The organism is Enterobacter cloacae complex sp. 2021EL-01169, from assembly GCF_020733125.1.
GTDB classification, from domain to species: Bacteria; Pseudomonadota; Gammaproteobacteria; order Enterobacterales; family Enterobacteriaceae; genus Enterobacter; species Enterobacter roggenkampii.
The window spans coordinates 806,083-821,920 of record NZ_JAJFTC010000001.1; the positions used below are offsets into that span (position 1 = coordinate 806,083).

The 15,838-nt window shown below is 54.1% G+C and carries 17 protein-coding genes, 1 pseudogene and 1 riboswitch; of the genes and pseudogenes, 10 read left to right on the forward strand and 8 right to left on the reverse strand.

Features of this window, described 5'->3' with window-relative positions; genetic code table 11:
- Window positions 1–40: 40 nt before the first annotated feature.
- On the forward strand, window positions 41–832 hold the full coding sequence (kdgR, locus tag LLF79_RS03715; RefSeq protein WP_025910101.1) for a DNA-binding transcriptional regulator KdgR: 792 nt from the start codon (window positions 41–43) through the stop codon (window positions 830–832).
- Between the two features lie 66 nt (window positions 833–898).
- On the opposite strand, the gene LLF79_RS03720 is transcribed toward kdgR, so the two are convergent.
- The gene (locus LLF79_RS03720; RefSeq protein WP_008500483.1) at window positions 899–1,138 is read right to left on the reverse strand and encodes a YobH family protein; all 240 of its coding nucleotides are present in this window, start codon (window positions 1,136–1,138) and stop codon (window positions 899–901) included.
- A gap of 159 nt (window positions 1,139–1,297) precedes the next feature.
- Between LLF79_RS03720 and mgrB the strand changes: the two genes are divergently transcribed.
- From mgrB to rlmA, 7 genes and pseudogenes are all read left to right on the forward strand, one after another.
- Entirely contained in the window at window positions 1,298–1,441 is a 144-nt protein-coding gene (gene mgrB / locus LLF79_RS03725; protein ID WP_006175995.1) for a PhoP/PhoQ regulator MgrB, read from the forward strand.
- A 74-nt stretch (window positions 1,442–1,515) separates the two neighbouring features.
- Window positions 1,516–1,806, forward strand: coding sequence for a YebO family protein (locus LLF79_RS03730; protein WP_181367712.1), 291 nt, complete (start codon window positions 1,516–1,518; stop codon window positions 1,804–1,806).
- 24 nt (window positions 1,807–1,830) lie between these two features.
- Complete coding sequence (locus tag LLF79_RS03735) at window positions 1,831–2,820, forward strand: MBL fold metallo-hydrolase (RefSeq protein WP_227879109.1); 990 nt, start codon at window positions 1,831–1,833, stop codon at window positions 2,818–2,820.
- Between the two features lie 525 nt (window positions 2,821–3,345).
- Window positions 3,346–3,490, forward strand: a pseudogene (locus LLF79_RS03740) (DUF2627 domain-containing protein).
- Between the two features lie 13 nt (window positions 3,491–3,503).
- A complete protein-coding gene (gene cspE / locus LLF79_RS03745) occupies window positions 3,504–3,713 on the forward strand; it encodes a transcription antiterminator/RNA stability regulator CspE (RefSeq protein WP_001062678.1) in 210 nt (69 codons plus the stop codon).
- 219 nt (window positions 3,714–3,932) lie between these two features.
- Window positions 3,933–5,651 carry a peptidoglycan glycosyltransferase FtsI gene (gene ftsI, locus LLF79_RS03750; RefSeq protein ID WP_227879110.1) on the forward strand — a complete coding sequence of 573 codons (1,719 nt, stop codon included), beginning with the start codon at window positions 3,933–3,935 and terminating at the stop codon, window positions 5,649–5,651.
- Window positions 5,652–5,716: 65 nt separating this feature from the next.
- Window positions 5,717–6,532, forward strand: a complete 816-nt coding sequence (rlmA, locus tag LLF79_RS03755; RefSeq protein WP_032675027.1) for a 23S rRNA (guanine(745)-N(1))-methyltransferase — start codon at window positions 5,717–5,719, stop codon at window positions 6,530–6,532.
- Here rlmA and mntP read toward each other — a convergent pair.
- The 5 genes from mntP to manX all read right to left on the reverse strand — a co-directional run bounded on the left by mntP (window position 6,529) and on the right by manX (window position 10,684).
- Window positions 6,529–7,095: a manganese efflux pump MntP gene (mntP, locus tag LLF79_RS03760; protein WP_039266936.1), complete on the reverse strand. Its 567-nt coding sequence runs from the start codon at window positions 7,093–7,095 to the stop codon at window positions 6,529–6,531. The genes rlmA and mntP overlap by 4 nt on opposite strands.
- Window positions 7,096–7,105: 10 nt before the next feature.
- Window positions 7,106–7,295: riboswitch (yybP-ykoY riboswitch) on the reverse strand.
- A 198-nt stretch (window positions 7,296–7,493) separates the two neighbouring features.
- Window positions 7,494–7,952: a DUF986 family protein gene (locus tag LLF79_RS03765; protein WP_021240416.1), complete on the reverse strand. Its 459-nt coding sequence runs from the start codon at window positions 7,950–7,952 to the stop codon at window positions 7,494–7,496.
- 55 nt (window positions 7,953–8,007) lie between these two features.
- Window positions 8,008–8,859, reverse strand: coding sequence for a PTS mannose transporter subunit IID (locus tag LLF79_RS03770; protein ID WP_006810994.1), 852 nt, complete (start codon window positions 8,857–8,859; stop codon window positions 8,008–8,010).
- A 12-nt stretch (window positions 8,860–8,871) separates the two neighbouring features.
- The gene (manY, locus tag LLF79_RS03775) at window positions 8,872–9,672 is read right to left on the reverse strand and encodes a PTS mannose transporter subunit IIC (RefSeq protein WP_008500490.1); all 801 of its coding nucleotides are present in this window, start codon (window positions 9,670–9,672) and stop codon (window positions 8,872–8,874) included.
- Between the two features lie 46 nt (window positions 9,673–9,718).
- Window positions 9,719–10,684, reverse strand: a complete 966-nt coding sequence (gene manX, locus LLF79_RS03780) for a PTS mannose transporter subunit IIAB (protein WP_008500491.1) — start codon at window positions 10,682–10,684, stop codon at window positions 9,719–9,721.
- Between the two features lie 316 nt (window positions 10,685–11,000).
- Here manX and LLF79_RS27025 point away from each other — a divergent pair, with 316 nt between their 5' ends.
- Both LLF79_RS27025 and yoaE read left to right on the forward strand, forming a co-directional pair.
- On the forward strand, window positions 11,001–11,159 hold the full coding sequence (locus LLF79_RS27025) for a hypothetical protein (protein WP_371258203.1): 159 nt from the start codon (window positions 11,001–11,003) through the stop codon (window positions 11,157–11,159).
- Window positions 11,147–12,706 (forward strand): CNNM family cation transport protein YoaE, encoded by a 1,560-nt coding sequence (gene yoaE / locus LLF79_RS03785; RefSeq protein ID WP_008500492.1) that lies wholly within the window; start codon window positions 11,147–11,149, stop codon window positions 12,704–12,706. Before LLF79_RS27025 ends, yoaE begins: the two co-directional genes overlap by 13 nt.
- 6 nt (window positions 12,707–12,712) lie before the next feature.
- Here yoaE and LLF79_RS03790 read toward each other — a convergent pair whose 3' ends face one another.
- Window positions 12,713–14,311, reverse strand: a complete 1,599-nt coding sequence (locus LLF79_RS03790; RefSeq protein WP_039024205.1) for a cyclic diguanylate phosphodiesterase — start codon at window positions 14,309–14,311, stop codon at window positions 12,713–12,715.
- 130 nt (window positions 14,312–14,441) lie between these two features.
- Window positions 14,442–15,806, reverse strand: coding sequence for an L-serine ammonia-lyase (sdaA, locus tag LLF79_RS03795; protein WP_008500494.1), 1,365 nt, complete (start codon window positions 15,804–15,806; stop codon window positions 14,442–14,444).
- Window positions 15,807–15,838: the final 32 nt, after the last annotated feature.

The window sequence follows — 15,838 nt, forward strand, 5'->3', positions numbered from 1 at the left end:
CAGTTCTGATTTTTATAAAACACTCGCTATGAGGTGGTAAATGGCTATTGCGGATTTGGATAAACAACCAGATTCTGTTTCTTCCGTGCTGAAGGTGTTTGGCATCTTACAGGCGCTTGGAGAAGAGCGTGAAATAGGTATTACAGAGCTGTCACAGCGCGTGATGATGTCAAAAAGCACCGTTTATCGCTTTTTGCAAACCATGAAGTCATTGGGTTACGTTGCGCAGGAAGGCGAATCTGAAAAATATTCTCTGACGCTGAAGCTGTTTGAATTAGGTGCGCGTGCGCTACAAAATGTTGACCTGATCCGCAGCGCGGACATTCAGATGCGTGAAATCTCTCGCCTGACCAAAGAGACCATTCATCTCGGTGCGCTGGATGAAGACAGCATCGTTTACATCCATAAAATCGACTCCATGTACAATCTGCGCATGTATTCGCGCATTGGGCGCCGCAACCCGCTCTACAGTACCGCGATTGGTAAAGTTCTGCTGGCGTGGCGCGATCGCGAGGAAGTGGAGCAGATCCTCGACGGCGTGGAATACAAACGCAGCACGGAACGAACCATTACCAGTACGGAAGCGCTGCTGACGGTGCTCGACCGCGTGCGCGAGCAAGGGTATGGCGAAGATAACGAAGAGCAGGAAGAGGGGCTGCGCTGTATCGGCGTCCCGGTATTTGACCGCTTTGGGGTGGTGATTGCGGGCTTAAGTATCTCTTTCCCAACCTTACGTTTCTCCGAAGAGCGTCTTCATGAGTATGTGTCTATTCTGCACACTGCCGCACGTAAAATTTCTGAACAGATGGGCTATCACGACTACCCGTTTTAATCCCTGCTGAAATGAAAAAACGCCGCATCTGATGCGGCGTTTTTTATGCCTCATGAACCTGGCTGATTAGCCGTTATCAATCACGACGGATGTTTTACGCAGTACAGGACATTGGGTTAAGCCAATGATCCCGCTGTCAGTATGCAGATACTGGGCGGTGCTCATTCCTTGTGCGGTTAGGTATTTACACTGAATGCCTAACCCGGCTGCGTTTTCTGTGCTCCCCACAAGCACACCATAGCCCGTTAACAGAAGGCCAATCCAGACAAGGGCCAGTGCAATAATTGTTCGAATGATGAATCGCATTATTACCTCTTTTATCGTTGTTATCGTAATGCTAGCGTAACGTGTTTACGCAATGAAACAAGTGCAGCATTCTTAAAAACCGCGATGGAGGCGCAGTTAGCCCTTGTTTAAGATAAGCGTGATAATCTCGTTACATCAGGTCCTTAGACGGAGTGTGGAGTGAAAAAAATACGCTGGGTAATTCTGATTATCGTACTGATAGCGTGCGTGGTGTTATGGACGCAGACGATCAATGTGATGTGCGATCAGGATGTACAGTTTTTTAGCGGCGTTTGCGCAATCAACAAATTTATTCCGTGGTAATACACATTTTTTCTCAACGTGATTTCCTTCCTTCACGCCAGTGGTAAAATAGACGTTTTTATTGAGGTGGTGAAATGGGTGAGTTACTGAATTCAGGGTTGCTGAATATGGCAACCCTGATGATTTCTTTGGTGGTTCTGCTTGTGGGGCTGGTCATCTGGTTTTTCGTGAATCGGGCCAGTTCGCGTACAAATGAGCAGATCGAACTGCTGGAAGCGCTGCTCGATCAGCAAAAACGCCAGAATGCATTGCTACGCCGTCTTTGCGAGGCTAACGAACCGGAAGAGAAAGACGCGCCGAAAGACGCGGTCGCTGAAGATAACAAAGACGAAGACGACTTTATCCGCCTGGTGGCTGAGCGTTAATCTTTTTAGTCCTGGGAGGTGGCTGTGGTCTGGAAAAATCCCTGGTATGACCCCTCCCTGAAACATCATACCCCGAACGGTTTTCGTAATACCCTTCCTGTCGGACATCAACCCGGTGACCTTGACCGTTGGCGTAAAGCGCGCAAAGAGGCCGGTTTACCGAAGCCGCCCGCGCTGGGTTATGACGATTTCATCCGCCAGTGGTGGCAACCGGTTGAGCTTGCGGCATCTCATGAAGATGGGGTGTGGTGGCTCGGACACGCGAGCGTGTTGCTGCAGCTGGACGGCAATATCATCCTTACCGATCCGGTGTTTTCACGACGTGCTTCTCCGCTGCCTTTCCTGGGACCCCAGCGCAAAACGCCTCCCGTACTGTCTGTCGAGCAACTTCATCAGCTTGATGCGGTTGTCATCTCCCATAATCATTACGATCATCTTGATGACGCAACCATTCGCAGGATCCTCAAGCGCTTTCCCGACGTCTGTTGTTTCGTTCCGTTGGGCCTGGCCGACTGGTTTCGTCGCCGGGGAGCAAAACGCGTGGTCGAACTCGACTGGTGGCAGAGTTTCACCTGGCAGGGGATGACGCTGACCGCCGTGCCGGCGCAGCACTGGAGCATGCGCACACCATGGAACCGCAATCGTTCCTTATGGTGCGGCTGGGTGATGGAAGGACGGCATCACCGTTTCTGGTTCAGCGGTGATACCGGCTATTCGCCTGAGCTGTTGTTGATTCCTGAACGCCTGGGCCAGATAGATGCCGCCGCGTTGCCGATTGGTGCCTATGCCCCACGATGGTTCATGGCTGTTCATCATATGGATCCGCAATCAGCGGTGGCATTGTGGCAGCAGCTGGGCTCACCTCTGGCGTTCCCTATTCACTGGGGCGTGTTTGAACTGGCAGATGAATCCTTAGATGAACCTGTGCAGGAGTTAACTCACGCACTCGATAATTTAGCACCAGTTAACCATTCTTTCAGGATACTGAAAATTGGTGAATATTTATCCTTCTAAACGAAGCGATAAATTGTTGCATATATTCTTGATGTAAACGCGCCTGGGAATGTTTTATTTTTATCGAAACGTTTTGCTTGCCTTCTTTTGATGCAGAGTCATAAAAATTTCATTATTTTGGTGCATAACGCTGTTTATTCGCTGGTGCATTTTAATACAGATGGAAGCGGGTTTTTAACAGTGTTTTTTCTCTGAAACAATTTGGTCGCGTTACAATGATTTAAGCATAACTTTTCACAAATTGTTCTAACTCAATCAGGACGAAAGATTTCTTTTCCTGGTTGCTGGACGGTTCGTAATGAATGAGCTATGTTAAAAAAGTCTTAGATTACAGCGGTTGTGCAAGCAATGCTGGGTCTTTGTTACGCAGCAGGGCTGTCTGTACGCGATGCGCATAATTGTGCAAAACATGACAGGCACTGTTCGAATTTGTGCGGCGGATCGAGACATGTTTAAAAATGGCTTGCCATATTAAACATAGTGTGTGATAACACGTTTTGGGTCAAACGAGGTACAGTTCTGTTTATGTGTGGCATTTTCAGTAAAGAAGTCCTGAGTAAACACGTTGTCGTTGAATACCGCTTCTCTGCCGAACCTTATATTAGTGCCTCATGCAGTAATGTCTCAGTTTTATCTCAGTTAATGCCTGCGGGCTAAGAAAACACTCTAAGGAATTTTGCAAAATGGCAAAGATTAAAGGTCAAGTTAAGTGGTTCAACGAGTCTAAAGGTTTTGGTTTCATTACTCCTGCTGACGGCAGCAAAGACGTGTTCGTACACTTCTCTGCAATCCAGGGTAACGGCTTCAAAACTCTGGCTGAAGGCCAGAACGTTGAGTTCGAAATTCAGGACGGCCAGAAAGGCCCAGCTGCAGTTAACGTAACTGCTATCTGATCGAACCGCTGCTGACTGAAGTGCCCGGCACTTCACTCTCAGACATAAAGCCTCGCCTGTCGCGGGGCTTTTTTATGTCCCTTATCTTTCAAAATATTACCATCCACGGTCTTGTTAGTAACTTGTTGCAAAGCTGCGAGGTTAGTAGCACTGTTTTGCCACCCTAAACCCATCTTTTCCCGTTAAATCAGTGCGTTGTTTTACAGTCCTGGGGTTCAGGTGAAGAAGAAATCGATAGCGACCGTCGGAAATTTCACGCCGGCGCGTTTTGTGCTGCTCTGTTTAGCTATTTTTTGTAGTCTGGCTTTTCTGCTGGGCCGCGTTGCCTGGCTGCAAATCATTAAGCCTGACAATCTGGTGAAGCAGGAAGATATGCGATCCCTCCGCCAGCTGGCGATTGATGCGCCGCGCGGCATGATAATGGATCGCGAGGGCCGCCCTCTGGCGGTGAGCGTGCCTGTCCAGGCCGTCTGGGCCGATCCTAAGTCGGTGCTGGCAAAAGGGGGCGTCAGCCTTGATGAGCGCTGGCAGGCGCTGGCCAGCGCGCTGCATCTCTCCCTCGGCACGCTCTCGGCACGCATCAACGCCAACCCGCAGGGTCGTTTTATTTACCTTGCCCGCCAGGTCGATCCGGCACAGGCAAAGTGGATCGATAAACTGAATCTGCCCGGCATCAATTTACGCGACGAGTCCCGCCGTTTTTATCCTGCTGGCCATGTGGCAGCGAACCTGATTGGTTTCACCAATATTGACGGGCAGGGCATTGAAGGTGTGGAAAAGAGCTTCAACTCCCAACTCACCGGCAAGCCGGGCGTGCGTCAGGTGAGGGAAGATCGCTACGGGCGCGTGGTTGAAAACCTGACTGAAATCGCGCCCTCACCGGCGCATAACATTCAGTTAAGTATTGACGAGCGGCTGCAAACCATCACCGAAGATGCGCTCGACAATGCCGTGGCCTGGAACAAGGCCGAGTCGGGGGCATCGGTATTAATTAATATCCCAACCGGGGAAATACTCGCGATGGCGAGCTATCCGGATTTCAATCCCAATAATCGGGAAGGCGCGACGATAAATGATTTCCGCAACCGCGCGATCAGCGATACGTTCGAACCCGGTTCGACCGTCAAGCCGCTGGTGCTGATGACGGCCCTGCAGCAGGGCCTGGTCCAGCCGGATAGCGTGATTGACACCCATCCGTATACCCTTGACGGGCATCGCATTCGCGACGTGGGCTATTACCCTGAGCTGACGATGACCGGGATCCTGCAAAAATCGAGCGACACCGGCGTTTCCCGGCTTTCTCTGGCGATGCCCGTTCAGCACCTTATTGATACCTATCGAAACTTTGGTTTTGGCACCAATACGGGGCTTGGCTTAACGGGGGAAAGCTCGGGGCTGTTGCCACAGCGTAAATACTGGAGCCAGCTCGATCGCGCGACCTTTGCCTTCGGCTACGGGCTGATGGTCACGCCGCTCCAGCTGGCCCACGTCTACGCCACGATTGGCGGGTTCGGGCTTGAGCGTCCTCTCTCCATCACCCGCATCGATCCCCCCGTTATCGGGCACCGCGTCATGCCGGAAGAGATTGCGCACGAAGTGGAGCACATGATGGAGAGCGTTGCGCTGCCGGGCGGCGGGGGCGTTAAGGCTGCCGTGCGTGATTACCGGGTGGCGGTGAAAACCGGCACGGCGAAGAAAATTGACGATAGCGGGAAATATGTCGATAAATACGTCGCCTACACCGCGGGCGTTGCGCCTGCCAGCAATCCGCGTTTTGCTCTGGTGGTGGTGATTAACGATCCGCAAAACGGGGCCTACTACGGCGGTGCCGTCTCCGCGCCTGTCTTCAGCGAGATTATGGGTAACGTGCTGCGTCTGGAGAATATCAAACCTGACGGTTTACCGGCGGGGTCCGAACACCTTATCGTCATGCGCTAACCGGGCGTTTATAACAGGGGCGAATAGCGGTACACTTCGCCCTTTGATTATGCTCCGGAGTAGCCATGTCCTTCAGCTGTCCCCTTTGTCACGCCCCCCTGACCTACTCAGATAAACGTTATACCTGTCCGCAGGGGCATCAGTTTGACCAGGCAAAAGAAGGCTACGTGAATCTTCTGCCGGTGCAGCATAAGCGCTCGCGCGATCCTGGCGACAGTGCAGAGATGATGCGGGCGCGCCGCGCGTTTCTCGATGCCGGGCACTATCTGCCGCTGCGGGAGACCGTCGCGCAGAGGCTGAATGACATTCTGCCTGCTTCCGCCACCGCCATGCTCGATATCGGCTGTGGGGAAGGGTACTACACCGCACGGTTTGCGGAGGTTGCTCGTGAGAAGGGCGCACAGACATTCGGTCTGGACGTGTCGAAAGTGGCCATTCGCGCGGCGGCAAAACGTTATACCGACGTGACGTTCTGCGTGGCGTCCAGCCACCGGCTGCCGTTTGACGATGCCAGCATGGACGCGGTTATCCGCATCTACGCGCCGTGTAAGGCGGAGGAGCTGGCGCGCGTCGTGAAACCGGGCGGATGGGTGGTCACCGTGACGCCAGGTCCGCGTCATCTGATGGAGCTGAAAGGGCTGATCTACGACGAAGTGCGTCTCCATGCCCCTCATTCTGAACAGCTGGCCGGTTTTACCCTGAAGCAGGCGGAATCGGTGGCGTACGAAATGATGCTGAAAGGGGAAGAGGCCGTCGCGTTATTGCAGATGACGCCGTTCGCGTGGCGGGCAAAACCTGAGGTATGGGAAACGTTAGCGGCACACTCAACATTTCGCTGCCAGACGGACTTCAGCATCCACGTCTGGCAGCGCGAAGATTAACCGGCGAAGTGTGCCCAGAGGATCTGGGCACCAATGCCAATCAGCACAATCCCCCCGAGGATCTCGGCGCGTTTACCCAGCAGCGGGCCGATAAACCGTCCGACCATCATGCCCAGCGTGGACATAATCAGGGTTGCACAGCCAATAGCCAGCGCGGTGGCGATAATATTGACCTGCAAAAATGCCAGACCGACGCCGACGGCCATCGCATCAAGGCTGGTGGCAATGGCCGTGGTGACCAGCAGCCAGAAGCCGTGGCGGTGCTGCGGCTCCTCGTTTTCATCATCGCCGCCGCGAAAACCTTCAATGACCATTCGGCCACCGAGAAACACCAGCAGGACGAAGGCAATCCAGTGGTTCCACTCCAGCACGAACTGGCTGGCGAGCATGCCGAGTCCCCAGCCGAGAAGCGGAGTCAGCGTTTCGATAGCGCCGAAAATCAGGCCGGTACGCAGGGCTTCTGAGAATTTAGGTTTGTGTAGCGTGGCGCCTTTCCCGATGGAAGCAGCGAATGCGTCCATGGACATGCCAAAAGCGAGAAGGATCGTAGCGGAGATATTCATAACAGCGTCCAGACCGGGGATATCCATATGACACATCACTGCCCCCAGTAAAAAGCAGTTGATGTATCTATGGTCTCGCCTGATCGCAACGCACATAAGACATGCGGTAAGCGATCCGTACGTGCCACGTTTTTCAACGAGTATGTTGACACGTACATTTCCTGCGAACAGGAAATCGGCTACTCCCCAACGACGGGCGCAACCTTAACATATTTTGAGAATATAAAACAACAATGAAAAGGCATTATTTAAATCGTTTGTTGATAACGATTTTCATTTGTCTTTAATCGTGAAAATATCGTTAACAAATAGCGTTCAAATTAGCGGTGGGGATATAGCTTTGGCTATATTGCTTGCGCAAAATAAACACAGGATATAGCCGTTGCTATATATCTAACTTATTGAGTCTTAACGAGTAACTTGTATATCTTTTCCAGGTCATCAATATTCTTCACCCGAATAAGCAGGCGGCGTTGTTCTAATTGCATCACCAGTACGCCGTCCTCGGATAAATTCATCTCTTTAATACGGTTATATTCTATCCATACATTGGCGAAGAAGAATCCGTGGGATTTAAAAATGATTTTCGGCGTGCGGATCCAGAACAGATAAATCGCCATTAATGCCAGCGCACATAATAACCATGTGGTTAATAATGCACCATGGCTGGTGACGTTATTGTAAATAAGAATGGCGATGAGGCCCACGAAGATAAAGGCATCCACGCGCCCGCGTCGTAGCAGGGGAAGGGAGAGCAGCGTCTCGCCGTGACGGCGCGGCATGATGAACTCGTCATAGATCGCATAAGCCAGAAGGGCAATAATAAATAAAACCAGTACGATGTCCGTGGCAGTCATTCATCCTCCAGATAAAAAAAACCGGGGGCAAGCCCCCGGCCTATAGCATTGATACTTACAGACCCAGCAGGCCGACGGCGTAGCCCGCGATACCGATGACGAAGAAGCCAACGATAATCCACAGCGGGTTCACTTTCTTACGCAGCAGCCACATACAGGCGAAGGTCAACAGCAGCGGGACCAGGCCCGGCATCAGCTGGTCCAGAATCGTCTGCACGGTGGTGACGCGAGTCTGACCATCCTGTCCGGTGATGGTCGATACCACCAGCGGGATGTTCACGTGCGTCCACTTGTTAACCAGTGCCCCCATGACAAACAGGCCGAGGATTGACGCCCCCTCAGTCAGTTTCTGCAGGAAGCCGCCGCCCATGTCCTTAACGATGTCCACCCCTTTACGGTAGCCGTAGGCCACGCCGTAGTAACGGGTCAGCAGACGCACGGCGTTGAACAGGATGAAGAACAGCAGAGGGCCAAGCAGGCTGCCGCTCATCGCGATACCGGCACCCAGTGCGGCGAAGACCGGACGCACGGTACCCCAGAAGATCGGGTCACCGACGCCAGCCAGCGGGCCCATCAGGCCGACTTTGATACCGTTGATGGCACCGTCGTCAATCTCTGCACCGTTCGCACGCTGCTCTTCCATCGCCAGCGTTACGCCCAGTACGGGGGCCGCAACGTAAGGATGGGTATTGAAGAATTCCAGGTGACGCTTGATGGCCTGACGGCGCGCTTCGTTATTTTCCGGATACAGGCGTTTGATCGCCGGTACCATGGAGAAGCAGAAACCCAGCGCCTGCATACGTTCGAAGTTCCATGAACCCTGAAACAGGTTAGAACGGATGAACACGCCACGAATATCACCCGGAGTGAGTTTTTTCTCGGTGGTAGTTTTTGTCATATCAACCATGTCGCTCACCTGTTAGTCCAGTTCGTTATCGAGATCGTTGTTACCAGCAGCCTGCGCTGGGGCACCCGCGACGCGGTTATATTTCGGGCTGAGCTGGATGTAGAGAATCGCCATTACCGCACCAATCACACCCAGCGCAACCAGGTTGAAGTTGGTGAATGCCGCGGTCACGAAGCCGAGGTAGAAGAACGGCATCAGGTAGCCTGCGCGCATCATGTTGATGACCATCGCATAACCAACGACCACGATCATGCCGCCCGCGATGTTCAGACCGCCGGTGACCACTTCAGGAATGGCGTTCAGCATGCTCTGGACTTCACTGGTACCGACGGAGATCGCAACGATAACCGCCGGGATCGCGATACGCATCGCCTGCAGGAACAGGGAAGAAACGTGGATCCACGACAGTGCCGTGAGGTTGCCGTTTTCGGCGGCCTTATCCGCTGCGTGCTGGAAGGCTACGGTGATAGTACGAACAATGATGGTCAGAACCTGGCCTGCGGCTGCCAGTGGGATCGCCAGGGCGATACCTGCACCAATACTCTGGTGACCGGCAATAACCAGAACGGTCGAAATGATAGAGGCCAGCGCGGCATCAGGCGCAACTGCCGCACCGATGTTCATCCAGCCCAGGGCGATCATTTCCAGGGTACCACCGATGATGATACCGGTTTTCATGTCACCCAGAACGGCCCCAATCAGCGTACAGGCCACCAGAGGGCGGTGGAACTGAAATTCATCAAGTACGGATTCCATACCCGCAATACATGCGACGACGAACACCAGTACAATCTGAAGAGTGGTAATCTCCATTGCACTTCTCCTATTACATAAACTTTATGTGAGAACCGGCGCGGGCTTATTTCCCAACTTTGCCGATCAAATCCATCATTTTCAGTTTTTGATCCGTGGAAACCTTACGGGCTTCCAGCTCAATACCGCGCGCATTCAGCTTGTTGAATGCCTCGATATCTTTCGCATCAACTGAAATGGCGTTGTTGACCTGCGTTTTGCCCTGACGGAAGGCCATACCACCAATGTTAACGGAGGTGATTTTCACGCCGCCTTCAACAATGCGCTCTACGTCTGTCGGGTTAGTGAACAGGAGCATTACGCGTTCGCCCGCATATTTCGGGTTGTTGTAAACGCGGATCATCTTGGCGACATCCACGACGTGCGCGGTAACGCCAGGCGGAGCAACCTGAGTCAAAAGGGTTTTACGAACGGTGTCGGCGGCCACTTCGTCGCTGACCACGATAATGCGTTGAACGTTGGTCTCTTTGGTCCAGCGCGTGGCAACCTGACCGTGGATGAGGCGGTCATCAATACGCGCAAGGCCAATCACCATGTAATCATTCGGACCCATCGGTTTTGCCGGCGCTGCCGCTTTCGGTGCCGCTGCGGGCGCAGGGGCAGGTTTTTCCACCGGCTGTGCTTTCAGGGCTTTCACCCCTTCACGGCCCGTTTCAACGGCCAGGGCCACCAGCTCGTCGAAAGACGGATTGTCGTCGCGCGCCATGAAGGTTTCCACCAGCATGGGGATATTGACCCCGGCGACAACTTCATAGTGCTCTTTATCGACGACAATGCGGCTGGCAGCATTGAACGGGCTGCCGCCCCATGTATCAACGAGAAACAGCACGCCCTTGCTGGTATCCAGCTTCGCGAGTTGAGCGTTGTACTTCTCAATCAGCGTCTCGGCGTTTTCACCGGGAACGAAATCGATCCAGCCGACGTTTTCCTGCTCGCCCAACAGCATCTCTGCCGTTTTGAGTAGCTGCTCAGCAGCCCAACCATGTGTGCCTATGACAATAGCAATGGTCACTTGCTACCTCCTTTTATTATCATTAATACGCCTGCCGGGCAGTCGTACTGAGAATCGTATTGGCGAACCGAATCGATTCAGATAAGGGTTAGAGTTCAAAAAACTAAGACTTCCGCGAATTATTTTAGATAGTGAAAAAATAATTTATGTGATGAAGATCCGTAATTTAGCCACGCGCGACAGATTTATCTTAAGGGTACAGCCACTGTGTTACAGATCTTTGCAAAGGAACGTAAATCTTTGCTAAAAATGCATTGTGTCTGATATGTTTAGCCTCCGTTTAATTGTTCAGGAGTATAGGGCTACAGCCCACTATATGGACCGTCACCGACGTCAGTCATCTTTCAGGCCATTTCGCGCCTTTTTCACCGGCGATCCTCGCCATGTATCGACTCTGTCTGCCTCTGTTTTGCCCACGTTGAGTGGGGCACCGTTTCGTCATTCCTTTAGCAGGAGCTTGTCATGGAATTCTTAATGGACCCGTCAATCTGGGTAGGATTGCTCACGCTGGTGGTGCTGGAGATTGTTCTCGGCATCGATAACCTGGTGTTTATCGCCATCCTTGCGGATAAGTTGCCGCCAAAACAGCGTGATAAAGCGCGTCTGATTGGTCTCTCGCTGGCGCTGGTCATGCGACTGGGTCTGCTCTCCGTTATCTCGTGGATGGTCACGCTGACCAAACCGTTGTTCTCCGTCATGGATTACACCTTCTCCGGCCGTGATTTGATCATGCTGATCGGGGGGATATTCCTGCTCTTCAAAGCGACGACAGAGCTCCATGAGCGGCTGGAAAACCGGCAGCACGATGATGGTCACGGTAAAGGGTATGCCAGCTTCTGGGTGGTGGTGCTGCAGATCGTGGTGCTGGATGCGGTCTTCTCGCTGGATGCGGTGATCACGGCGGTCGGCATGGTGAACCACCTGCCGGTCATGATGGCGGCTGTGGTTATTGCGATGGCGGTCATGCTGCTGGCGTCGAAACCGCTGACGCGTTTCGTGAACCAGCATCCGACGGTGGTGGTGCTGTGTCTGAGCTTCCTGCTGATGATTGGTCTGAGCCTGGTGGCGGAAGGCTTTGGCTTCCATATTCCGAAAGGCTACCTGTACGCTGCGATTGGCTTCTCGATCCTGATCGAGCTGTTCAACCAGATTGCGCGTCGTAACTTTATTAAACAGCAGTCAAATCAGCCGCTGCGCGCCCGTACCGCGGATGCCATTCTGCGTCTGATGGGCGGTCGTCGTCAGGTGAACGTTCAGTCTGATTCCGAAAACCACAACCCGGTTCCGGTGCCGGAAGGGGCGTTTGTGGAACAGGAACGCTACATGATTAACGGCGTGCTCTCCCTGGCCTCCCGTTCGCTGCGCGGCATCATGACGCCGCGCGGGGAGATCAGCTGGGTCGATGCTAACCTGAGCGTGGATGAAATTCGCCAGCAGCTGCTCTCTTCACCGCACAGCCTGTTCCCGGTGTGTCGCGGCGAGCTGGATGAGATCATCGGCGTGGTCAGGGCAAAAGAGATGCTGGTCGCTCTGGAAGAAGGCGTTAACGTCGAAGCCGTTGCTGCCGCATCGCCTGCGATTGTGGTGCCGGAAACGCTGGATCCGATCAACCTGCTCGGTGTGCTGCGCCGCGCGCGCGGTAGCTTTGTTATCGTCACCAACGAGTTTGGCGTGGTGCAGGGGCTGGTGACGCCGCTGGACGTGCTGGAAGCGATTGCCGGTGAATTCCCGGATGAAGACGAAACGCCGGAAATTGTTGCCGACGGCGAAGGCTGGCTGGTTAAAGGTACGACCGACCTGCACGCGCTCTCACACACGCTGGGGCTGGAAAACGTGGTCAACGATGAAGAAGACATCGCGACCGTTGCCGGTCTGGTTATCGCCGTGAATGGGCAGATCCCGCGCGTCGGCGATGTGATTGAGCTGCCGCCGCTGCACATTACCATTGTCGAAGCCAACGACTATCGTGTTGATATGGTCCGCATTGTTAAAGAACAATCTGCCCACGATGAAGATGAGTAAGTCTGCTTAACGCAGCGGCATTAAGGGCACGATGTGCCCATTATGACGCGCTGGCGGGGGAGCACTTCCCGCCAGCCAGTCTGGAAAGTCCCGCAGCGGCATCGGCCGCGCATAGAAAAATCCCTGCAGCACAGGTACGCCGTGACGGCGTAAATAGCGCGCCTGCTCCTCTGTCTCAACCCCTTCCGCCACCAGCTCGATATTCAGCCGCTGGCCCAGCGCAATAATCATATCCGTCACCGTTGAATTCACGGCATCGGTGCCGATGGCGGTCGTAAAAGACTGGTCAATCTTCAGGACGTCCGGGTGCAGCTTTTCAAGCCAGGAGAGGGAGCTGTTCCCGGTGCCGAAATCGTCGATAGCAAGCTTCACGCCTTTGCGATGCAGTTCGCGCACGATGCGATAATCCGCGTCCAGCAGCGCATCCCGTTCCGTGAGTTCAATTACCAGCTGTTGGCGCGGACAGGCGCTGAACCAGAGACGGTTCAGATCCTGTATCAATACTGCGTGGCGGAAATGGCTGGCGGCGACGTTAATGCCGATGTGAAAACCGGGGCTGGACGGGAAGTAGCCTATCTGGCGCACCGTTTCGGCGATGACGTAGCGGGTCAGGGGGACAATCTGGTTATGTTCTTCTGCCAGAGGGATAAACACCTCCGGGGTGATCCAACCCTGACGGGGATTATTCCAGCGCAGCAGGATCTCCACGCCAGTGCACGCCTGGGTGCGGGCATTCACCAGCGGCTGGCAGAAAAGCTCAAATTCCCGCGCCGCAATGCCCATATCGATCTCCCACGTAAAGCTCATCCGGTTTGCCGTCGCCAGCCAGGCGAGATAGCCCAGCAGCAGGCTGAGCATCAGTCCCAGCGGCAGCTGGGCGGGCAGGCTTTTTAAGGCTAACTCTCCGGGGCCAGGTCCGCCGACCGTAATCGTGAAAGGATTTTGGGTTGAAGACTGCTGGAAAAGGGCGCTCTCCTCATCAAACGTCAGGCTGTCGGTGACGCGTTGACCGTAGCGTAAAAACCGATCGCCGACTGTCAGCACAACGTCATTGATGAGCGGACGCTGGGGCTCAAGGATCATTCTGGCGATCAGGTCGATATTGATAATCTCGACGACGCCATCTTCACCGTCCTGAGAGACGGGATACCACTGGATCAAAACAGGGCTGCCCTTAAGCAGCCACTGGTCGGTCGATAAAATCAGCTTCGCCGTGCTGGCAGGGAGCTCCTGAAGGACGTCACGCACAGGCTCGCTGCGGCTGCCGAAAATACTCGAACAGTACAGGATACCGTCTTCGATCAGGGCAATGGAGCGTACCGTCTGCAAAATGGCTGCCTGCTGCCGCAGCGCCAGTTGCACCTGCAGGCAGGGCTGCCCCACCAGCGGCTGCAGCACGTTGCGGTGGTTTTCCAGGGAAAGCAGAACGTTATCAAGGGCGCGAACGGTATGGCTGGTAAAATCGAGGATCCGCTGTTGGTTAACGTTGCGCTGGGAGATAAAGCGAATGCCTAGCGTCAGGATGAGCGTGAGGAGCGCAACCGTCACACAGACGATAACGCGTTTTCGGCGATAATTTTTAATGATCGTTTGTGCAGTTTGCATGAACGGTCGCCTGGTAAGCCACCAGCCACAAAAGCCGGACGCAACAGTCAAAGTGTAGTGGGGAAAGCAGAAGGAGACGAGGAAGAAGAGGGAAATTCGCCCATCCGTTGCAGATGGGCGAAAGGCAGTATTAGTCGCACTGCACCTTAATGGCCAGGCCACCACGGGACGTCTCGCGGTATTTCGCGTTCATGTCTTTGCCCGTTTCGTACATGGTTTCAATCACCTTATCCAGCGATACGCGAGGTTCGCTGGTACGGCGCATCGCCATACGAGAGGCGTTGATGGCTTTCACCGAGGCAATCGCGTTACGCTCAATGCACGGCACCTGCACCTGGCCCGCGACCGGGTCGCAGGTCAGACCGAGGTTATGTTCCATACCGATTTCAGCCGCCACGCAGACCTGCTCAGGGCTTGCACCCAACAGCTCTGCCAGACCCGCCGCCGCCATGGAGCAGGCCACGCCGACTTCACCCTGACAGCCCACTTCCGCACCGGAGATGGACGCATTCATCTTGTACAGCGCGCCGATGGCACCTGCCGCCAGGAAATAACGGATATAGATGTCCGGCGTCACGGGCTCAATAAAGTGGTCGTAATACGCCAGCACCGCAGGAACAATGCCGCACGCGCCGTTGGTTGGCGCCGTCACGACGCGGCCCCCGGCGGCGTTCTCTTCGTTAACCGCAAGCGCAAACATATTCACCCAGTCGACCACGTTCATCGGGTCGTTGGAGAATTTGTCCGTGGTTACCAGCATACGGCGCAGAGCAGAGGCACGACGCGGCACGCGCAGTGGACCCGGCAGAACGCCTTCGGTGTTCATCCCGCGATCGATACAGGCGCGCATGGTTTGCCAGACGTTGGCAAAATAGTCTTCAATCTCTTGTTTGCTGTGCAGGGCCAGTTCGTTCTGCATCACCATGCCGGAGAGGGAAAGACCGGTCTGTTTGCAGTAGCCCAGCATCTCGGTCGCCGATTTGAACGGGTACGGCACGCTGACGTCGCCGACGCTGTCTTTGCCAAAATGCTCTTCATCCACGATGAAACCACCGCCGATGGAGTAGTACGTTTTGCTGTAGATCTCTTTTTCACCGCTATAAGCGTGAATGGTCATGCCGTTTTCATGCAGCGGCAGGTTGTCGCTGCGAAAACGCATGCCGTCATCCTGCGGGAAATCGACTTCCTGCTGGCCGTTTGCCAGCAGCAGGCGGCCGCGTGTTTCCACGTCGCGGATGAATGCCGGAATGGCATCAATATCAACGGTATCCGGCATATTGCCTGCCAGACCCATAATAATGGCGATATCGGTGTGGTGGCCTTTACCCGTTAATGACAGCGAGCCGTAAACATCCACGGCGACACGGGTAACGCTTTCCAGTAATCCTTTTTCGACCAGATCATCGACGAACTGTTTACCGGCCTTCATCGGGCCAACAGTATGGGAAGACGAAGGGCCAATTCCCACTTTGAACATGTCGAATATACTAATCACTTTCACACTCCTGACAGGGTTACCGGGGTTCC

Excerpts from the sequence above, each read along its gene's own strand:
- LLF79_RS03765 (WP_021240416.1), bottom strand. The coding sequence starts at position 7,952 with ATGACTGCCACGGACATCGTACTGGTTTTATTTATTATTGCCCTTCTG.
- LLF79_RS27025 (WP_371258203.1), top strand. The coding sequence starts at position 11,001 with ATGGACCGTCACCGACGTCAGTCATCTTTCAGGCCATTTCGCGCCTTT.
- LLF79_RS03790 (WP_039024205.1), bottom strand. The coding sequence starts at position 14,311 with ATGCAAACTGCACAAACGATCATTAAAAATTATCGCCGAAAACGCGTT.
- manY (WP_008500490.1), bottom strand. The coding sequence starts at position 9,672 with ATGGAGATTACCACTCTTCAGATTGTACTGGTGTTCGTCGTCGCATGT.
- kdgR (WP_025910101.1), top strand. The coding sequence starts at position 41 with ATGGCTATTGCGGATTTGGATAAACAACCAGATTCTGTTTCTTCCGTG.
- LLF79_RS03770 (WP_006810994.1), bottom strand. The coding sequence starts at position 8,859 with ATGGTTGATATGACAAAAACTACCACCGAGAAAAAACTCACTCCGGGT.
- LLF79_RS03720 (WP_008500483.1), bottom strand. The coding sequence starts at position 1,138 with ATGCGATTCATCATTCGAACAATTATTGCACTGGCCCTTGTCTGGATT.
- mntP (WP_039266936.1), bottom strand. The coding sequence starts at position 7,095 with ATGAATATCTCCGCTACGATCCTTCTCGCTTTTGGCATGTCCATGGAC.
- cspE (WP_001062678.1), top strand. The coding sequence starts at position 3,504 with ATGGCAAAGATTAAAGGTCAAGTTAAGTGGTTCAACGAGTCTAAAGGT.
- rlmA (WP_032675027.1), top strand. The coding sequence starts at position 5,717 with ATGTCCTTCAGCTGTCCCCTTTGTCACGCCCCCCTGACCTACTCAGAT.
- yoaE (WP_008500492.1), top strand. The coding sequence starts at position 11,147 with ATGGAATTCTTAATGGACCCGTCAATCTGGGTAGGATTGCTCACGCTG.
- LLF79_RS03730 (WP_181367712.1), top strand. The coding sequence starts at position 1,516 with ATGGGTGAGTTACTGAATTCAGGGTTGCTGAATATGGCAACCCTGATG.